Raw genomic sequence first — 16,688 nt, forward strand, 5'->3', positions numbered from 1 at the left:
GCGGGTGGAGTACTGCCTAGGGGCGCGGGGAACTGCGCGGGAAGCCCCGCCGGGTGGTGAGCGGGCTGTGGTCGGGTGGGTAGGTCGTAGCCTCGGGGGATGTCTCGTATAGCTCTCGTCACTTGCCGGCCCGGCCCCGAGATCAGCGTCGACCGCGATCTGCCGCTGCTCGTCGCGGAGCTGAGACGCGGGGCCGACGCCGTCGCCGTCGCATGGGACGACCCGGACGTCGACTGGGCCGCCTTCGACCTGGTCGTCCTGCGCTCCACCTGGGACTACAGCTGGCGGCGCGCGGAGTTCCTGCGGTGGGCCGCGCGGTGCGCCGCCGTCACCCGGCTCGCCAACCCCGTCGACGTGCTCCGCTGGAACACCGACAAGCGCTACCTCGGCGAACTCGCCACCGCCGGGGTGCCCACCGTGCCCACCGCGTACATCGCGCCCGGCGAGACCCCCGACCTGCCGGACGACCGCGCGTACGTCGTCAAGCCGGCCTCCGGCGCCGGCGCCCGGTACGCGGCCCGCTACACCCCGGGCGAACGGGACACGGCGCTACGGCAGTTGGTCCACATGCACGCCGAGGGGCTGACCGCGATGGTGCAGCCGTACATCGACGGGATCGACATCAGCGGCGAGCGCGCCGTGCTGTTCTACGGCGGGCAGTTCCTGCACTCCGTGCGCAAGGGCGCCGTCCTGGCCCCGGGCGTCGCCTTCGACACCCGTAAGCTCGCGCACCCCGCGCTGGAGCCGTGGCAACCCACGGACGCCGAACATGCCGTCGCCGAGCGGGCGTTGGCTGCCGTACCGGGCGGCCCGGAGCAGCTGCTCTACGCGCGCGTCGACCTGGTGGACGGCCCCGACGGGCAGCCGTGCGTGATGGAGCTGGAACTCGTCGAGCCCAATCTGTTCCTCGCCGCCGTGCACCCCGGATCCCTCCCGGCCGTCGCCGAGGCGATCCTCAAGGCCGCCCCGTGAGCGTCCAGCGCTGAAGCAGCCCGTACGTGAACTCGGCCCGCACCCCGCGCGGCGTCCCCGACGGATCCGGCGCCGTGAACGCCAGCCCCCAGCGGGTCGGCGCCGAGCCTTCGAGGGGGCGGGCCGGGGCGAAGGCGCGGGCCGCCTCGTCGACCGTGCACGACCACGGGGCGAGGTCGTCGAGCGTGCGCAGGTCTGGGCCCGGGGCGCCGGGCGCGCGGATCAGCCAGTCGTTCCACACCGCGCCCTGCGGGGAGAGCAGCACCTCGAAGCGCAGGTCGGGCCAGAGAGGCACCGGCCACAGCAGCGCCTCGCACTCCATGTCCCCGATGCGCCGGATCAGCGTGCGCTCGGGGGCGCCGAGGACCGAGCGGTAGCGGGAGACGGCCGCCCGCGCCCGGGGCGAGCGGACCATGGCCTGCCAGCGGCGGTTCGCCTCCCGCATCTCGGCGACGGAGACGCCCAGGTCGGCGCGGGCGGTCTCGACCAGCTCCGGGTTGTGGTCGGCCATCCTGCGCAGCAGCACCAGCTGGAAGTGGAGCGGGGTGAAGGGTTCGGCGGGACCTGGGGACGGTGTGGGGCGCGGCATGCCCTCCATGGTCGCGCAGCGTCGGCCCATTGCCCGGTCAAGGGCACTGTGCATAGCCTATGTTCGCCATACCGACCGTCAGTTGAAATATCGAACATAGGGAGGGGATCGGTCGTGGGACGCCTCGTACCAGCCGTGACCCGGGCTCTGGACATCCTGGAGCTCTTCCTCGACGGGGACGGCACGCTGTCCGCCCCCGACATCGTCCGCAAGCTACAGCTGCCGCGCACTACGGTCCACGAGCTCGTCACCACGCTCGCCGCCCGTTCGTACATCGTGCAGGTCCCCGGCCAGCCCGGGCGCTACCGGCTCGGGGTGCGGCCCTACCAGCTCGGCAGCCGGTACGCGGAGCAGCTCGATCTCGCCGCCGAGGGCCAGCAGGTCGCGCGCTCGGTCGCCGAGACGTGCGACGAGACGGTACACGTGGCGATCCTCGAAGGCACCGACGTCATCTACATCGCCAAGGTCGACTCCACGCACGCGGTGCGGATGGTCTCGGCGGCCGGGCGCCGGCTGCCCGCGCACTGCACCTCGGTCGGCAAGATGCTCCTCGCGTCCCTGCCCGAGCCCGAGCTGGCCGCCCGCTTCCCGGACGACGCCCCGCTCTCGGCGATGACGGAGAACTCGATCACCGACCCGGGCGCCCTACGCGAGGCCCTGCACGCGATCCGCGAGCGCGGGGTCGCCGTCGAGAGCCGTGAGTCGAACCCGGACGTGAGCTGCGTCGCCGCACCCGTGCGCGACCGCACCAACCGGGTCGTCGCCGCGCTCTCCATCTCCGTACCGATGATCCGCTGGACGGACGCCCGCGAGGAGGAGCTGGCGCAGCTCGCCGCGAAGGGCGCGGCCGATCTGTCCGAGCGCCTCGGCCACCGGGGCACGCCGTGATACCCGAGCCGGCGGTGCGCGAGACCGCCGAACTCGGCGAGGGGCCCACCTGGGACGCGGCCGCCGGACGGCTGATCTGGGTCGACATCCTCGGCTCGCGCGTGCACACCTACGAGCCCGGCAGCGGTCGTCGCACGGTCCTGGCGACCGAGCAGCACGTGGGCGCCGCCAAGCCGGGCGCCGACGGCTGTCTGATCGTCAACCTCCGTGACGGAGTGGGCCGTTACGCCCCGGACGGCACCTTCGGCTGGCTGCACCGAGAGCCGGTCCCCGGGCGCCGGGGCAACGACGCGGCGGTCGCCCCCGACGGCGCGCTGTGGGCGGGCTCGATGGCGTACGACGAGCGGCCCGGCGGCGGCAATCTGATCCGCCTCGCCCCCGACGGCACGGCGACCGAGATCCTCGACGACGTGACCGTCTCCAACGGCACCGGCTGGAGCCCCGACGGCTCGCTCATGTACTACGTCGACACGGCGACGAGCCGCATCGACGTCTTCGACGTGGACGGCGAACGCATCGCCAACAGGCGGGAGTTGGCGACCGTCGAGAAGGGCGCGGGCCTCCCTGACGGGCTCACCGTGGACGCCGACGGCTGTGTCTGGGTGGCCCTGTGGGACGGCGGCGCGCTGCGCCGGTACACCCCGTCCGGCGCCCTGGACCGGGTGGTCCCGCTGCCCGTGCGCCGCCCGACCGCCTGCGCCTTCGGCGGCCCGGACCTGCGCGACCTGTACGTCTCGACGGCCCGGGTGGGCCTGGACCGCCCGACCCCGCTCGCCGGATCGCTGCTGGTCCTCCCGGGGATCGGCCAGGGCCTGCCTCAACCCGCCTTCGGATAGCCCCGCCAGGGGCGCGGGGCCGTGTCGATATGCGGCTCCGCCGCGTGGGCGGGCTCAGTCACGACGAAAGCCGCGGACGCGTCTGCTCATGAACCAGGCTGACGCATCCGCGGCTTTCGCCTGTGGCGGGTCGCGGCAATTGCTGCGCGAACCATTGACGTCGAAGCGCTTCGAATCTACGGTCCCGTTCGAAGTTACGGGCACCATTCGACATTTCGAACAGTAAGGGCAGGGCATGGGACGACCTGGCCTGAATCGCAGGCAACTTCTCGCCACAGCAGGCGGGTTGACCGTCGCCGGAAGTGCCGCCTTCGCGGCGCTCGGCACCGGAGCCGACGCGCTCGCGTCCGGCGCCGACACCCGCGTGCGCTACTGGAACCTCTTCAGCGGCGGCGACGGCTCCAACATGATCGCGATGCTGGACGCCTTCCGGAAGGAACACCCGGACATCGCGGTCAAGGACTCCACGCTCCAGTGGGGCAACCCCTTCTACACGAAGCTCGCGATGGCCGCCGCGGGCAACCGGGCCCCCGAACTCGGCGTCATGCACCTCGGCCGCGTCGCGGGCTTCTCACCCGGCCGCCTCCTCGACCCGTGGGACGAGAACCTGCTGGCCAAGTACGGCGTGCGCAGGGCGGACTACAACCCGGCGCTGTGGAACCGCGGCGTGATCGACGGCAAGCTCTACGCCCTGCCGCTCGACATCCACGTACAGCTCTGCTTCTACCGCAGGGACGTGCTGAAGAAGGCGGACCTGCTCGGCGACGACGGCCGGATGATCGACGTCACCTCCACCGCCGACTGGTTCGACGTGCTGAAGAAGGCGAAGAAGGTCCAGAAGAAGGGGCTGCAGACCATCGGCCTGTGGACCAACGACCAGAACTTCCAGTGGTGGTTCTTCGTCGCCTTCTACACCCAGCTCGGCGGGCAGTGGTTCGACGACGAGAACACCGAGGTCCTCTTCGACGCCGACAAGGCCGCCGAGGTCCTGGAGTTCCTCCGCAAGCACGTCACCGACGGATACGTGATCCCGGGCGCCCCGACCGGCGAACAGTTCATCAACGGCGCCCCGTTCACCTGGGAGGGCAACTGGTCGGTGCCGGTCTTCTCCGGCGCGAAGCTGGACTACGGCGCGACCCCGCTCCCGCCCGTCTTCGGGAAGAAGGCCACGCACGCGGAGTCCCACTCGTTCGTCCTGCCGCACCAGTCGGGCCGCGGCGGCGCCACGAACGAGGCGGCCCACGAACTCGCCGCCTACGTCGTCACCCACGCCCTGCAATGGGCGGCCGGCGGCCACATCCCCGCCTACACGCCGACGCTGTCCACGGCCGCGTACAAGAAGCTCACCCCGAACAACGAGTACGTGACCGCCATGGACCACCAGGCCACCGAGCCGAAGGTCTGGTTCGCGGGCTCCACCGGCGTGCTCGCCCAGGACCTCGGCCCGATGGTCGTCTCCTCGACGATGGGCTCCGCCAAGCCCGCCTCGGTCGCCCAGCGCATGAAGAAGGAGCTGGGCAAGCTCCTCGCCTCGAAGAACCCGATGGACGGCACGACTGCCGCGCAAGGAGGTGCCGTCGCATGACGACGACCAGTGCGGAGACGACCCTGCTCCCGCCGTCGCGGGCGAGCAGCGCGACCGCGACGGCCACCGTCCGCCGCAAGCAGGGCTTCCAGCACGGTGGCTGGTTCATCGCCCCGTTCCTGCTCCTGTTCGCGCTGTTCGTGATCTGGCCGCTGCTGCGCGGCGTCTGGCTCAGCCTCACCGACGCCAACATCTCCGGCGACGGCGCGAGCTTCGTCGGCCTCGACAACTACCGCGAGGCGCTGCACGACGCGGCGATGTGGGACGCCCTCGGCCACAGCGCGTACTTCACGCTCCTCGTCGTCCCCTGCATCACCGTCCTCGCCTTCCTCCTCGCGATGCTCGCCCACCACATCGAGCGCGGGAAGTGGCTGTGGCGGCTCTGCTTCTTCGTCCCGTTCCTGCTGCCGTCGACGGTCGCGGCCAACATGTGGCAGTGGCTGTTCACCCAGGGCATCGGCCTGTTCAACGAGACCTTCGGACTCACCACACCCTGGCTGACCGACAAGTCGTACGCGATGCTCGCCATCGTCATCGAGACCCTGTGGTGGACCGTCGGCTTCTCCTTCCTGCTCTACCTGGCCGCGCTCCAGGGCATCCCCGCCCATCTCTACGAGGCCGCGAAGCTGGACGGCGCGAACGCCTGGCGCCGGATCGTCCACATCACGCTGCCGATGCTGCGCCACATCACCGGGCTCGTCGTCGCCCTCCAGATCCTCGCCTCGCTCCAGCTCTTCGACCAGGCGGTCGTGATGATGGACTTCGGCCCCGGACCGGAGACCAGCACCCGCTCCTTCGTCCAGTACACCCTCGAACAGGGCTTCACCAGCTACCGCGTGGGCTACGCCTCCGCGATGTCCATCATCTTCTTCGTGATCATCGCGGCCGTCGCGCTCGGCCGGATGGTGCTGCTGCGCAACCGTGAGGAGGGCACCCGATGAGCACCACGGAGCCGAGCACCACTGAGACACGGGTGGTCAGATCCCGCACGCCGTGGACGCCGGGCCAGATCGTGCTGACCCTCCTCGGCGCCGCCGTCTCCGCCGTCTTCGTGGCGCCGATCGCCGCGGCCCTGTTCACCTCGCTCAAGTCCGAGGCGGAGGCCGCCGAGATCCCGCCGCACTGGCTGCCGAAGACCTGGACCGTCCAGGCGTGGAAGGGCCTGTGGAACACCGGCAACATCAGCGACTGGTTCCTGAACTCGCTGGTCGTGTCGGTCCTCGTGACGGCCGTCGTGCTCACGGTCGCCGCCCTCGCCGGATACGGCTTCGCCCGCACGGAGTTCAGGGGCAAGTCCGTGCTGATGGGCGTGGTGATGTCGGGCCTGATGATCTCCCCGGCGGTCCTCGGCGTGCCCCTGTTCACCACCGTCCAGCAGATGGGGATGGTCGACACCTACTGGGGCATGATCCTGCCCCAGTGCGCGCCCGCGGCGATGGTCTACATCCTCTACAAGTTCTTCCAGGGCATCCCGCGCGAACTGGAGGAGGCCGCCTTCATCGACGGCGCGGGCCGCTGGCGGGTCTTCTTCACGATCGTCCTGCCGCTGTCCCGCCCCTCGCTCGCCGCGGTCGGCATCTTCACCTTCATCAGCTCGTGGAACAACTTCCTGTGGCCGTACATGGTCACCAACAACCCCGACCTGATGACCATGCCGAACGGCATCGCGACCGTCATGAACTCCTACGGCATCCAGTGGGCCCAGCTCATGGCCGGCGGCCTGATGGCGGGCCTGCCCCTGATCGTCGTCTTCGTCTTCTTCCAGCGGCAGATCGTGGCGGGCGTCGCCCACACGGGACTCGCCGGACAGTGACGGCACCTGCCTCCCGCAACGAAAGGAACGCATTGAGCACCGCACGCTTCACCCTCGACCCCGCCTTCACGATCGGCACGGTCGACCCGCGCCTGTTCGGGTCGTTCGTGGAACACCTCGGCCGCTGCGTCTACACCGGCGTCTTCGAACCGGACCACCCGAGCGCGGACGAGGCGGGCCTGCGCACCGACGTCCTCGACCTCGTACGGGAGCTGGGCGTCACCGCCATCCGCTACCCCGGCGGCAACTTCGTCTCCGGCTACAAATGGGAGGACTCGGTCGGCCCGGTCGAGGACCGTCCGCGCCGCCTCGACCTCGCCTGGCGCACCACGGAGTCGAACCGCTTCGGCCTGTCCGAGTACATCGCGTTCCTGCGGAAGATCGGCCCGCAGGCCGAGCCGATGATGGCGGTGAACCTGGGCACGCGCGGCGTCGCCGAGGCGATCGAACTCCAGGAGTACGCCAACCACCCCTCGGGGACCGCGCTTTCGGACCTGCGCGCCGAGCACGGCGACAAGGACCCCTTCGGCATCCGCCTGTGGTGCCTGGGCAACGAGATGGACGGCCCCTGGCAGACCGGCCACAAGACGGCCGAGGAGTACGGCCGGATCGCCGCCGAGACCGCCCGCGCCATGCGCCAGATCGACAAGGACGTCGAGCTCGTCGCGTGCGGCAGCTCCGGCCAGGGCATGGACACGTTCGCCGCGTGGGAGTCGACGGTCCTCCAGGAGACGTACGACCTCGTCGACTACATCTCGCTGCACGCCTACTACGAGGAGCACGACGGCGACCGCGACTCCTTCCTCGCCTCCGCGGTGGACATGGAGTCGTTCATCGAGAACGTCGTCGCGACCTGCGACCACGTCGGCGCCCGCCTCAAGTCGAAGAAGAAGATCAACCTCTCCTTCGACGAGTGGAACGTCTGGTACATGACGCGCACCGAGGCTCAGGTCTCCGCGCTCGACTGGCCCGAGGCCCCGCGCCTCCTGGAGGACGTCTACTCGGTCACCGACGCCGTCGTCTTCGGCTCGCTGCTGATCGCCCTGCTGCGCCACGCCGACCGCGTCACCGTCGCCTGCCTCGCCCAACTGGTCAACGTCATCGCCCCGATCATGACCGAGCCGGGCGGCCCGGCCTGGCGGCAGACGACGTTCTTCCCGTTCGCCCAGGCGGCGAAGTACGGCCGCGGCGAGGTCCTCGACGTCCGCGTCGACTCACCGACGTACGAGACCGCGCGGCACGGCACCGCCGATCTGCTGCACGCGACAGCGGTCCGCGCGGAGGACGGCACGGTCACCGTCTTCGCGGTCAACCGCAGCCAGACGGAGCCGCTGCCCCTCGAAGTCGCCCTCAGCGGACTCGACCTGACCTCGGTCACCGAGCACTCGGTCCTGGCCGACGCCGACCCGGACGCCCGCAACACCCTCGCCGACCCCGAGCGGGTCGCCCCGCACGTGACGACGGGGACGGTCCTGGAGGACGGCACGCTGCGGACGACCCTGGAGCCGCTGTCCTGGAACGTGATCCGCCTGGGATGAACCGGCGGGCGCAAACCGTGGGTTTCCTGTGACCACGGTCAACTACCGTCCATCTACGCCTCGTCGAAGGGACCGGATTCGGTAAAGCGGAGGCCTGGACTCCCCGCTGTCTCTTGTTGAAGTGTGCGCAACAAAGCAAGCATCGTCGCGGCCGCCGGGGACACAGGACCGGCGGTCGCACAGCACCCGCACCGCCCCTGTCCACCCTTCTCAGGAGGCAGTACGTTGCGCGACACACACCCCCCAAGAAAGCACCGCCGCGGCCGGATAGGCGCCGGCGTCCTCGGCGTCGCGGCCCTCGTGTTCGCCGGATTCGGCACGGCGGCCCAGGCCGACGCCGCCGCCTCGCCCACGGCGCACGTGACCTGGAAACGAGCCTGTTCCGAGCCCGCCAGGGCCGGCGAGATGGCCTGCGGCGCGAAGCGGGTGACCGGCGGCACCACCGCGTACGCCGTCCAGCGCGCCAGGGCCGGGCACGCCGCCCCCGACGCGGCCGACGCGTCCACCCCCTCCGGGTACGGGCCGACCGACCTCCAGGCCGCCTACGGCCTGACCTCGGCGGCCGCGGCGAAGGGCGCCGGTGAGACGATCGCCGTCGTCGACGCCTACGACGACCCGAACGCCGAGGCCGACCTCGCCAAGTACCGTACGTACTACGGCCTTTCCGCCTGCACCATGGCCAACGGCTGCTTCAAGAAGGTCAGCCAGACCGGCTCCACCACGTCCCTGCCCACCGCCGACACCGGCTGGGCCGAGGAGATCTCCCTCGACCTCGACATGGCGAGCGCCGTCTGCCCCAAGTGCAACATCACGCTCGTCGAGGCCAAGTCCGCGACGATGGCCAACCTCGGCACCGCCGTGAACCGGGCCGTCACCCTCGGCGCCAAGTACGTCTCCAACAGCTACGGCGGCTCCGAGTCCTCCTCGGACAGCTCCTACGACTCCTCGTACTTCAACCACCCCGGCGTCGCCATCACCGTCAGCGCGGGCGACGAGGGCTACGGCGCCGAGTACCCGGCGGCCTCCCGCTACGTCACCGCGGTCGGCGGCACGGCCCTCACCAAGGCCACCTCCACCACCCGCGGCTGGACCGAGTCCGTGTGGCGGACCAGCAGCACCGAGGGCACCGGCTCGGGCTGCTCCGCGTACGACACCAAGCCCGCCTGGCAGACCGACACCGGCTGCGCGAAGCGGACCATCGCGGACGTCGCCGCGGTCGCCGACCCGGCCACCGGCGTCTCCGTCTACGACTCGTACGGCATCACCGCCGGCTGGTACACCTTCGGCGGCACCAGCGCCTCCGCGCCGATCATCGCGGCGGTCTACGCGCTCGGCGGCGTCCCGTCGGCAAGCTCGTACCCGGCGAAGTTCCCGTACGCCGTGGCCGGGACCTCCGCGCTGAACGACGTCACGTCCGGCAACAACGGCAGCTGCTCCAGCAGCTACCTGTGCACCGCGAAGACCGGCTACGACGGTCCGACCGGCTGGGGCACCCCGCAGGGCGTGTCCGGCTTCACCGGCTGACAGCCGTCCCGTGAGGGGGGTGCGGGCCGTGGCGTGGAAGCGCCGCGGCCCGCACCGCCGATTCCACCCAGTGAGACCGGACGGCTATTCATACCTTTTCCCTAGGGATGGTGTGCATAGTGGCCGCCATGGACTTCTCGTGGACGATCGTCGTCGCCGGCGCCCTGGTCGGTCTCGCCGTGGGACTCACCGGCATGGGCGGCGGCGCCCTCATGACCCCGATCATGGTCATGTTCTTCGGGGTCAACCCCACCGCCGCCATCGGCAGCGACCTGGCCACCTCCCTGTTCATGAAGCCGTTCGGCGCCGCCGTGCACCACAAGGCGGGCACGATCCGCTGGGACATCGTCCGCTGGCTGCTGCCCACCGCCCTGCCCGCCGCCTTCGGCGGAGCCCTCCTGCTCCAGGCGCTCGGCGACGGCGACACCCTCCAGACCCGGGTCAAGTACGTCATCGGCGGCGCCCTGCTGCTCGCGGTGACCGGCATGCTCGCCCGGATGTGGCTCGACCGGCGCCGCGGCCTCGGCTCCGCCGCGGCCGAGGACGCCGAGGTGCGGGTCAGGCCGGTGGCCACCCTGCTGATCGGACTGGTCGGCGGGGTCGTCGTCGGGATGACCTCGGTCGGCTCCGGCTCCCTGATCATCGTGATGCTGATGCTCGCCCACCCCCGGCTCCGGGCGAACCACCTGGTCGGCACCGACCTCGTGCAGGCCGTCCCGCTGGTCGGCGCCGCCGCCCTCGGCCACCTCCTCGTCGGCGACGTGTCCCTCGGCCTCACCGGCACCCTGCTGATCGGCGCGATCCCCGGTGTCGTGGCCGGCGCCCTGCTCTCCACCCGGGTCTCCGGACCCGCCCTGCGCTGGGCCCTCATCGTGCTGCTCACCGGCTCGGGACTCGCCATGTGGGGCGTGTCCGGCACCCCGCTGGTGGCGGTCTGCCTGGCGCTCGCCGCCGTCGGCGCCGTCGTGACCCTGCGCACCCGCCGCGCCGCGCCCGCCCGCCCCGACGACGAGCGGACCGAGGAGCGGGAACCGTCCCCGACAATGACGGCATGAGGATTTCAGCCCGAGCCGACTATGCCGTGCGCGCGAGCCTGGAGCTGGCCGTCCGCGGCGGCGCAGAACCGGTCAAGGCGGAGGCCGTCGCCGCCGCCCAGGACATCCCGCACAAGTTCCTGGAGGGCATCCTCAGCGATCTGCGGCGCGGCGGCATCGTGCTCAGCCGGCGCGGCGGCAACGGCGGCTATCTGCTGGCCCGCGCCGCCGACGAGATCACCGTCGCCGATGTCGTGCGCGCCGTCGAGGGCCCCATCGTCTCGGTGCGCGGCGAGCGGCCCAGCGCCCTCGCCTACAGCGGCGCCGCCGAACCGCTGCTCCCGCTGTGGGTGGCGCTGCGGGCCAACGTCCGCAAGATCCTCGAAGGCGTCACCCTCGACGACCTCGCCCACGACCGGCTCCCCGACCCGGTGCGGCAGCTGGCCGAGGACCCGGCGGCCTGGCACAACCCCTGACGCGGCCGGCCGGGCTCACCCGGGGAACCCCGTGACGATCCGGTCCACCGCCGCCGTGCCCGAGCTGTAGGCGGTCCCTCCGCCCAGCTCGGGCACGGCGGCTCCTCTCCCCGCGCCGAGCACGCCCTCCAGACCGGACACCAGGCGCATGACGTCGGTCTGGGGGCGCACCACGAGGCGCAGGAAGCCACTGGACGAGCCGATCTTGTTGCCGCACTCGCGGACCAGCACCCCGTGCCGCTCCAGGAGGCGGTCGCGGACCACGGTGCCGTCGACGCCGTCCGGCAGCCGCACGTACAGGAAGTTGCCCTGCGACGGATAGACGGTCAGGCCGGGCAGCCGGGACAGGTGCCAGCGCATGTCCTGGCGGTCGCGGCACACCTGCCGGATGCTGTCGGCGTACTCCTGGCGGTGCTCGCGCAGCATGAACACCACCGTCTCCGCGAAGGAGTTGAGGTTCCACTTGGGCAGGGCCGCGCGCACCCGCCCGGCGAGCCCGGGGTTCGCGACGAGGTAGCCGAAGCGGATGCCGTGCAGCCCGAAGTTCTTGCCGAGGCTGCGCAGCACGATGACGTTGGGCCGCAGCACCGCCTCGTGGACGATGCTCGGGGAGCCGCCGTCGACCCCGCCGTCGGCGAAGTCCAGGAACGACTCGTCGACGACGACCAGGTCCAGATGGCGCAGTTCGTCGAGGAGGGCGAGCAGCGCGCGGCGGGGGAGCAGGCCGCCGTCGGGGTTGTTGGGATTGCAGACCACCGCGACCCGCGAGCCGCGCGCGTGCAGGAACTCCGCGTACGCGCCCGGGTCCAGGGCGAAGCCGTCGCGCTCCGGCAGCGGGAACATGTCGACGCGCTTGCCCGTCTCCATCGGCTGGTCGGTCCAGCGGCCGAACGTCGGCACGGGGACCGCCAGCGACTCCCGTACGAGCAAGTGGTCGATCCACGTGATGAGTTCGGTGGAGCCGTTGCCCATCGCGACCGTCTGCGGGTTGAGGCCGAGGACCTGGCACAGCTCGGCCGTGATCGTGGAGGCGTCGCTCGGGTAGTACGTGAGGATCTCGTGCAGCCGGCCGCGCAGCGCGTCCAGCATCGCGGGCGTCGGGAAGTACGGGTTGCAGGGGATGCAGAAGTCGGTGACGGCCCCGCCGGTCCCCGCCGCCGCCCCGGCCCGCGTGAGCTGGCCGTAGGAAGGGGAGTGGGCCGTACTGCCCTGGAACAGCGAAACGACGCTCGCGCTCATCAACTGCCTCCGCCCGTATCCGTGTCGGGTGGAGTTACGGACACGGGCGGGGCAGCGTTCAACGGCAGGTGCTCAGGTGGCGCTCACGTGGTGCTGAACGTGTGCACGGTCGTCGTGCGGTAGGTCTCGCCGGGCCGCAGCACGGTGGACGGGAACGACGGCCGGTTCGGCGAGTCCGGGAAGTGCTGGGTCTCCAGGCACAGGCCGTCGCCCTGCCGGTAGGTGCGCCCGGACGGGCCGACGAGGGTGCCGTCGAGGAAGTTGCCGGAGTAGAACTGCACGCCCGGCTGGTCGGTGGCGATCCTCAGGGTGCGGCCGGAGCCCGGGTCGCGCAGCGTCGCGATGTGCCGCGGCCCGGACGTGACGCCCTTGTCGAGGACGAAGTTGTGGTCGAAGCCCTTGGCGGTGACCAGCTGGGGGTGACCGGCGCGGATGTCCCGGCCGATCGCCTTGGCCCGCCGGAAGTCGAAGGGCGTGCCCGCGACCTTCGCGAGCTCGCCGGTCGGGATGAGGCCGGCGTCGGTGGGCGTGTAGCGGGCGGCGGCGACCGTCAGCTCGTGGTCGTACACCGATCCGCTGCCCTCGCCCGCGAGGTTGTAGTACGTGTGGTTCGTCAGGTTCACGACCGTGGCCCGGTCGGTCGTCGCCCGGTAGTCGATCCGCCAGTCGCCGGACGCCGTCAGCGTGAAGGTGACCCGGGTCCGCAGCGTGCCCGGGTAGCCCATCTCGCCGTCGGCCGAGGTGTAGTACAGGTGCAGGCCGACGTCCGGGCCGGACGTGAAGCCCTCCACGTCGAACACCCGGGTGTTGAAGCCCTTGGCGCCGCCGTGCAGCGAGTTCGCCCCGTCGTTCACCGACAGCTGGTGGGCGGTGCCGTCGAGGGTGAACTTCCCCTTGGCGATACGGTTTCCGTAGCGGCCGATGGTCGCGCCGAAGAAGGTGGTGCCCGCGACGTAGGCCGCGAGGGTGTCGTAGCCCAGGGAGACGTTCGCGTACCGGCCGTGGCGGTCCGGGATCTCCAGGGACTGCACGATCCCGCCGTAGGAGAGGACCCCCAGCCGGGTCCCGCCGTTCTCCAGACTCCAGCGGTAGATCTTGGTGCCGTCGGCAAGGGCGCCGAACAGCTCTTTGGTGGGGGCCTTGCGGCTGTGCGCGGATGCCGTGCCCGGGGCGGCGACGGCGAGGCCCGCCGCGGCGGCCCCGGCCAGAACTGCACGTCTGCTCGTACTCATGAAGCGGCTCTCCATTCGACGAAGGTGCATTTGTGGGCCCCCGCGCCCCGAAGGGGCGCGGGGAACTGCGCGACAAGCCACGACGGCGCGTAGGCCGACAACCGACCGCGGCCCCACGGCGAGAAGGGCTACCGCCCCCCGCGCCGCTTGTTCCAGACGTCAAAGCCAACGGCGGCGAGCAGCGCGAGCCCCTTGATCACCGACTGCCAGTCGGAGCCGACGCCCAGCAGGTTCATGCCGTTGTTCAGCACACCGAGCACGAGACCACCGATGATGGCGCCGAGCACGGTGCCGACACCGCCGCTCATCGACGCGCCGCCGATGAACGACGCCGCGATGGCCTCCAGTTCGAAGTTGAGCCCCGCCTTGGGCGAGGCCGCGTTCAGCCGCGCGGCGACCACCAGACCGGCCAGGGCGGCGAGCACCCCCATGTTCAGGAAGACGTAGAAGGTGACCCGCTTGTCCTTGACGCCGGACAGCTTGGCCGCCGGCAGATTGCCGCCGATGGCGTAGATGTGGCGTCCGAAGACGGAGTTGCGCATCAGGTAGCCGTAGCCGACGACCAGCACACCGAGGATCAGCAGCACGATCGGCACACCCTTGTAGCTGGCGAGCAGCAGGGTGACGACGGCGATCGCCGCGACGATCGCGACCAGCTTCAGGATGAAGAGGTTGCGGGGCACCACGTCGAGGGAGAACTCCCGCTGCCGGCGCCGGTCGCGCACCTCCTGCCAGGCCACCGAGGCGGCGAGCAGGATGCCGAACAGCAGCGTCAGGTTGTGGTAGTTGGTGTTCGGGCCGACCTCCGGCAGGAAGCCGTTGCCCAGGTCGCCGATGTTGGACGGGAACGGGCCGAGGGTCTGCCCCTTGAGCAGGATCTCGGTGAGTCCGCGCCACACCAGCATCCCGGCCAGCGTCACGATGAACGACGGTATGCCGCCGTACGCGATCAAGTAGCCCTGGAGGGAACCGGCCGCCCCGCCCATCACCAGGCACACGATCAGGGCGATCGGCCAGGAGACGTCGTTGTTGACCATCAGTACGGCGGCCGTCGACCCGACGAACGCCGTCAGCGATCCGACGGACAGGTCGATGTGGCCCGCGATGATCACCAGCATCATGCCGATCGCGAGGATCAGCACGTAGGAGTTCTGCAGGACCAGGTTGGAGACGTTGTGCGGGGTGATCAGGGTGCCGTCGGTCCACACGGCGAACACCGCGATGAGCAGCCCCAGCGCGATCAGCATGCCGTACTGGCGCATGTTGCGGCGCAGCCCGTCCACGACCAGGCCGAGAAGACCGCCCTCCGCGTCGGAGGACCCGCCCTTGCCCGGCGGGGCCGCCGCCGGGGTCTTCGTGACGTCCGTACTCATCGCGCTACCTCTTTGTCCTTCGTCATCAGGCGCATCAGCGATTCCTGCGTCGCCTCGGCGCGCGGCACCTCGCCGGTCAGGCGGCCCGCGGCCATCGTGTAGATGCGGTCGCACATGCCGAGCAGCTCGGGCAGCTCGGAGGAGATGAAGACCACGGCCTTGCCCTGGGCGGCCAGCTTGTCGATGACCGTGTAGATCTCGTACTTGGCGCCCACGTCGATGCCGCGGGTCGGCTCGTCGAGAATGAGGATCTCCGGGCCCGCGAAGATCCACTTGCTGAGGACGACCTTCTGCTGGTTGCCGCCCGACAGCTTGCCCGCCGGTTCGAAGACCGTCGGGGCCTTGATGTTCATCGACTTCCGGTACTCCTCGGCGACCTGCCGCTCCCCGTGCTCGTCGACGATGCCGCGCTTGGCGACCTTGCCGAGCGCCGCGAGCGAGATGTTGCGGTGGATGGTGTCGATGAGGTTGAGGCCGTAGTGCTTGCGGTCCTCGGTGGCGTACGCGATCCCGTGGCCGACCGCTTCGGAGACGTGCCGGGTCCGGATCTCCTCGCCGTCCTTGAGGACCGTGCCGCCCGTGTACCGGCCGTACGTGCGCCCGAAGACGCTCATCGCCAGCTCGGTGCGGCCCGCGCCCATCAGCCCCGCGATGCCGACGATCTCGCCCCGGCGCACGTGCAGCGAGACGTCGTCGACGACCTTGCGCTCGCGGTCGATGGGGTGGTGCACCTTCCAGTTGCGGATCTCCAGGGCGGGCGCGGCGCCGGCCTCGGCGTGGTGCGGGGTGCGGTCGGGGAATCGGTGGTCGAGGTCGCGGCCGACCATCCCGGAGATGATCCGGTCCTCACTGGTCTCCGCGGCCTTCACGTCCAGCGTCTCGACGGTGCGCCCGTCCCGCAGGATCGTCACCGAGTCGGCGACCTTGCGGATCTCGTTGAGCTTGTGGGAGATGATGATCGAGGTGATGCCCTGGTTCTTCAACTCCAGGATCAGATCGAGGAGTTTGTCGGAGTCCTCGTCGTTCAGCGCGGCGGTCGGCTCGTCGAGGATGAGCAGCTTCACCTCCTTGGAGAGCGCCTTGGCGATCTCCACGAGCTGCTGCTTGCCCACCCCGATGTCGGCGACGGCGGTGTTGGGGTTCTCGTCCAGACCCACCCGGCGCAGCTGGCGCGTGGCGTGCCCGAGGGTCTCGTGCCAGTCGATGAGCCCGCGCGAGGCGTGCTCGTTGCCGAGGAACATGTTCTCGGCGATCGACAGGTACGGGACCAGGGCCAGCTCCTGGTGGATGATGACGATGCCGCGCTTCTCGCTGGCGTTGATGTCCTTGAACTGACAGGGCTCACCCTCGAAGAGGATCTCCCCGTCGTAACTTCCGTGCGGGTGGACGCCGGAGAGCACCTTCATCAAGGTGGACTTTCCGGCGCCGTTCTCCCCGCAGATGGCGTGGACCTCGCCCGCGCGGACGCTCAGAGAGACGTCCGACAGCGCCTTGACGCCCGGGAAGGTCTTGACGATCGAGCGCATTTCCAGGACGGGTCCCGCCATGGTCGTGCCCTTCATCTAGTGTGCGGAGGCGGTCAACTGGGT

Annotated in this window: 14 protein-coding genes and 1 pseudogene; 10 read left to right on the top strand and 5 right to left on the bottom strand. The window is 70.6% G+C overall.

The window, feature by feature from the left end:
* The first annotated feature begins 99 nt into the window (after positions 1-99).
* A complete protein-coding gene (locus ABZ930_RS10175; RefSeq protein ID WP_361544545.1) occupies positions 100-972 on the top strand; it encodes a hypothetical protein in 873 nt (290 codons plus the stop codon).
* Here the strand turns inward: ABZ930_RS10175 and ABZ930_RS10180 are convergent.
* Positions 956-1,561 (bottom strand): hypothetical protein, encoded by a 606-nt coding sequence (locus ABZ930_RS10180; RefSeq protein WP_361544547.1) that lies wholly within the window; start codon positions 1,559-1,561, stop codon positions 956-958. The two genes, ABZ930_RS10175 and ABZ930_RS10180, sit on opposite strands and share 17 nt — an antisense overlap.
* Positions 1,562-1,675: 114 nt before the next feature.
* Between ABZ930_RS10180 and ABZ930_RS10185 the strand changes: the two genes are divergently transcribed.
* The 9 genes from ABZ930_RS10185 to ABZ930_RS10225 all read left to right on the top strand — a co-directional run bounded on the left by ABZ930_RS10185 (position 1,676) and on the right by ABZ930_RS10225 (position 11,255).
* Complete coding sequence (locus ABZ930_RS10185; protein ID WP_361544550.1) at positions 1,676-2,449, top strand: IclR family transcriptional regulator; 774 nt, start codon at positions 1,676-1,678, stop codon at positions 2,447-2,449.
* Positions 2,446-3,285, top strand: a complete 840-nt coding sequence (locus tag ABZ930_RS10190) for an SMP-30/gluconolactonase/LRE family protein (protein WP_361544553.1) — start codon at positions 2,446-2,448, stop codon at positions 3,283-3,285. Before ABZ930_RS10185 ends, ABZ930_RS10190 begins: the two co-directional genes overlap by 4 nt.
* Positions 3,286-3,520: 235 nt before the next feature.
* Positions 3,521-4,870: an extracellular solute-binding protein gene (locus tag ABZ930_RS10195; protein WP_361544556.1), complete on the top strand. Its 1,350-nt coding sequence runs from the start codon at positions 3,521-3,523 to the stop codon at positions 4,868-4,870.
* Positions 4,867-5,811 (top strand): sugar ABC transporter permease, encoded by a 945-nt coding sequence (locus tag ABZ930_RS10200; RefSeq protein ID WP_361544559.1) that lies wholly within the window; start codon positions 4,867-4,869, stop codon positions 5,809-5,811. Before ABZ930_RS10195 ends, ABZ930_RS10200 begins: the two co-directional genes overlap by 4 nt.
* A complete protein-coding gene (locus tag ABZ930_RS10205) occupies positions 5,808-6,683 on the top strand; it encodes a carbohydrate ABC transporter permease (RefSeq protein ID WP_361544562.1) in 876 nt (291 codons plus the stop codon). The genes ABZ930_RS10200 and ABZ930_RS10205 overlap by 4 nt, the downstream gene beginning before the upstream one ends.
* Positions 6,684-6,715: 32 nt before the next feature.
* Complete coding sequence (locus tag ABZ930_RS10210; protein WP_361544565.1) at positions 6,716-8,221, top strand: alpha-N-arabinofuranosidase; 1,506 nt, start codon at positions 6,716-6,718, stop codon at positions 8,219-8,221.
* A gap of 267 nt (positions 8,222-8,488) precedes the next feature.
* Positions 8,489-9,745, top strand: coding sequence for a peptidase S8 (locus ABZ930_RS10215; RefSeq protein WP_361544935.1), 1,257 nt, complete (start codon positions 8,489-8,491; stop codon positions 9,743-9,745).
* 128 nt (positions 9,746-9,873) lie between these two features.
* Entirely contained in the window at positions 9,874-10,800 is a 927-nt protein-coding gene (locus ABZ930_RS10220; protein ID WP_361544568.1) for a sulfite exporter TauE/SafE family protein, read from the top strand.
* A complete protein-coding gene (locus ABZ930_RS10225; RefSeq protein WP_361544571.1) occupies positions 10,797-11,255 on the top strand; it encodes an Rrf2 family transcriptional regulator in 459 nt (152 codons plus the stop codon). Before ABZ930_RS10220 ends, ABZ930_RS10225 begins: the two co-directional genes overlap by 4 nt.
* 33 nt (positions 11,256-11,288) lie before the next feature.
* Here the strand turns inward: ABZ930_RS10225 and ABZ930_RS10230 are convergent.
* The 4 genes and pseudogenes from ABZ930_RS10230 to mmsA all read right to left on the bottom strand — a co-directional run.
* Positions 11,289-12,494, bottom strand: a pseudogene (locus tag ABZ930_RS10230) (histidinol-phosphate transaminase); the annotation flags it as partial.
* Between the two features lie 83 nt (positions 12,495-12,577).
* A complete protein-coding gene (locus ABZ930_RS10235) occupies positions 12,578-13,726 on the bottom strand; it encodes an aldose epimerase family protein (RefSeq protein WP_361544574.1) in 1,149 nt (382 codons plus the stop codon).
* A 128-nt stretch (positions 13,727-13,854) separates the two neighbouring features.
* Positions 13,855-15,099: a multiple monosaccharide ABC transporter permease gene (gene mmsB, locus ABZ930_RS10240; RefSeq protein ID WP_361544577.1), complete on the bottom strand. Its 1,245-nt coding sequence runs from the start codon at positions 15,097-15,099 to the stop codon at positions 13,855-13,857.
* Positions 15,096-16,646, bottom strand: coding sequence for a multiple monosaccharide ABC transporter ATP-binding protein (gene mmsA / locus ABZ930_RS10245; protein WP_361544580.1), 1,551 nt, complete (start codon positions 16,644-16,646; stop codon positions 15,096-15,098). The genes mmsB and mmsA overlap by 4 nt, the downstream gene beginning before the upstream one ends.
* Between the last annotated feature and the right edge of the window lie 42 nt (positions 16,647-16,688).

Origin of the sequence: Streptomyces sp. NPDC046716, assembly GCF_040645755.1 — a bacterium.
Taxonomy (GTDB): Bacteria; Actinomycetota; Actinomycetes; order Streptomycetales; family Streptomycetaceae; genus Streptomyces.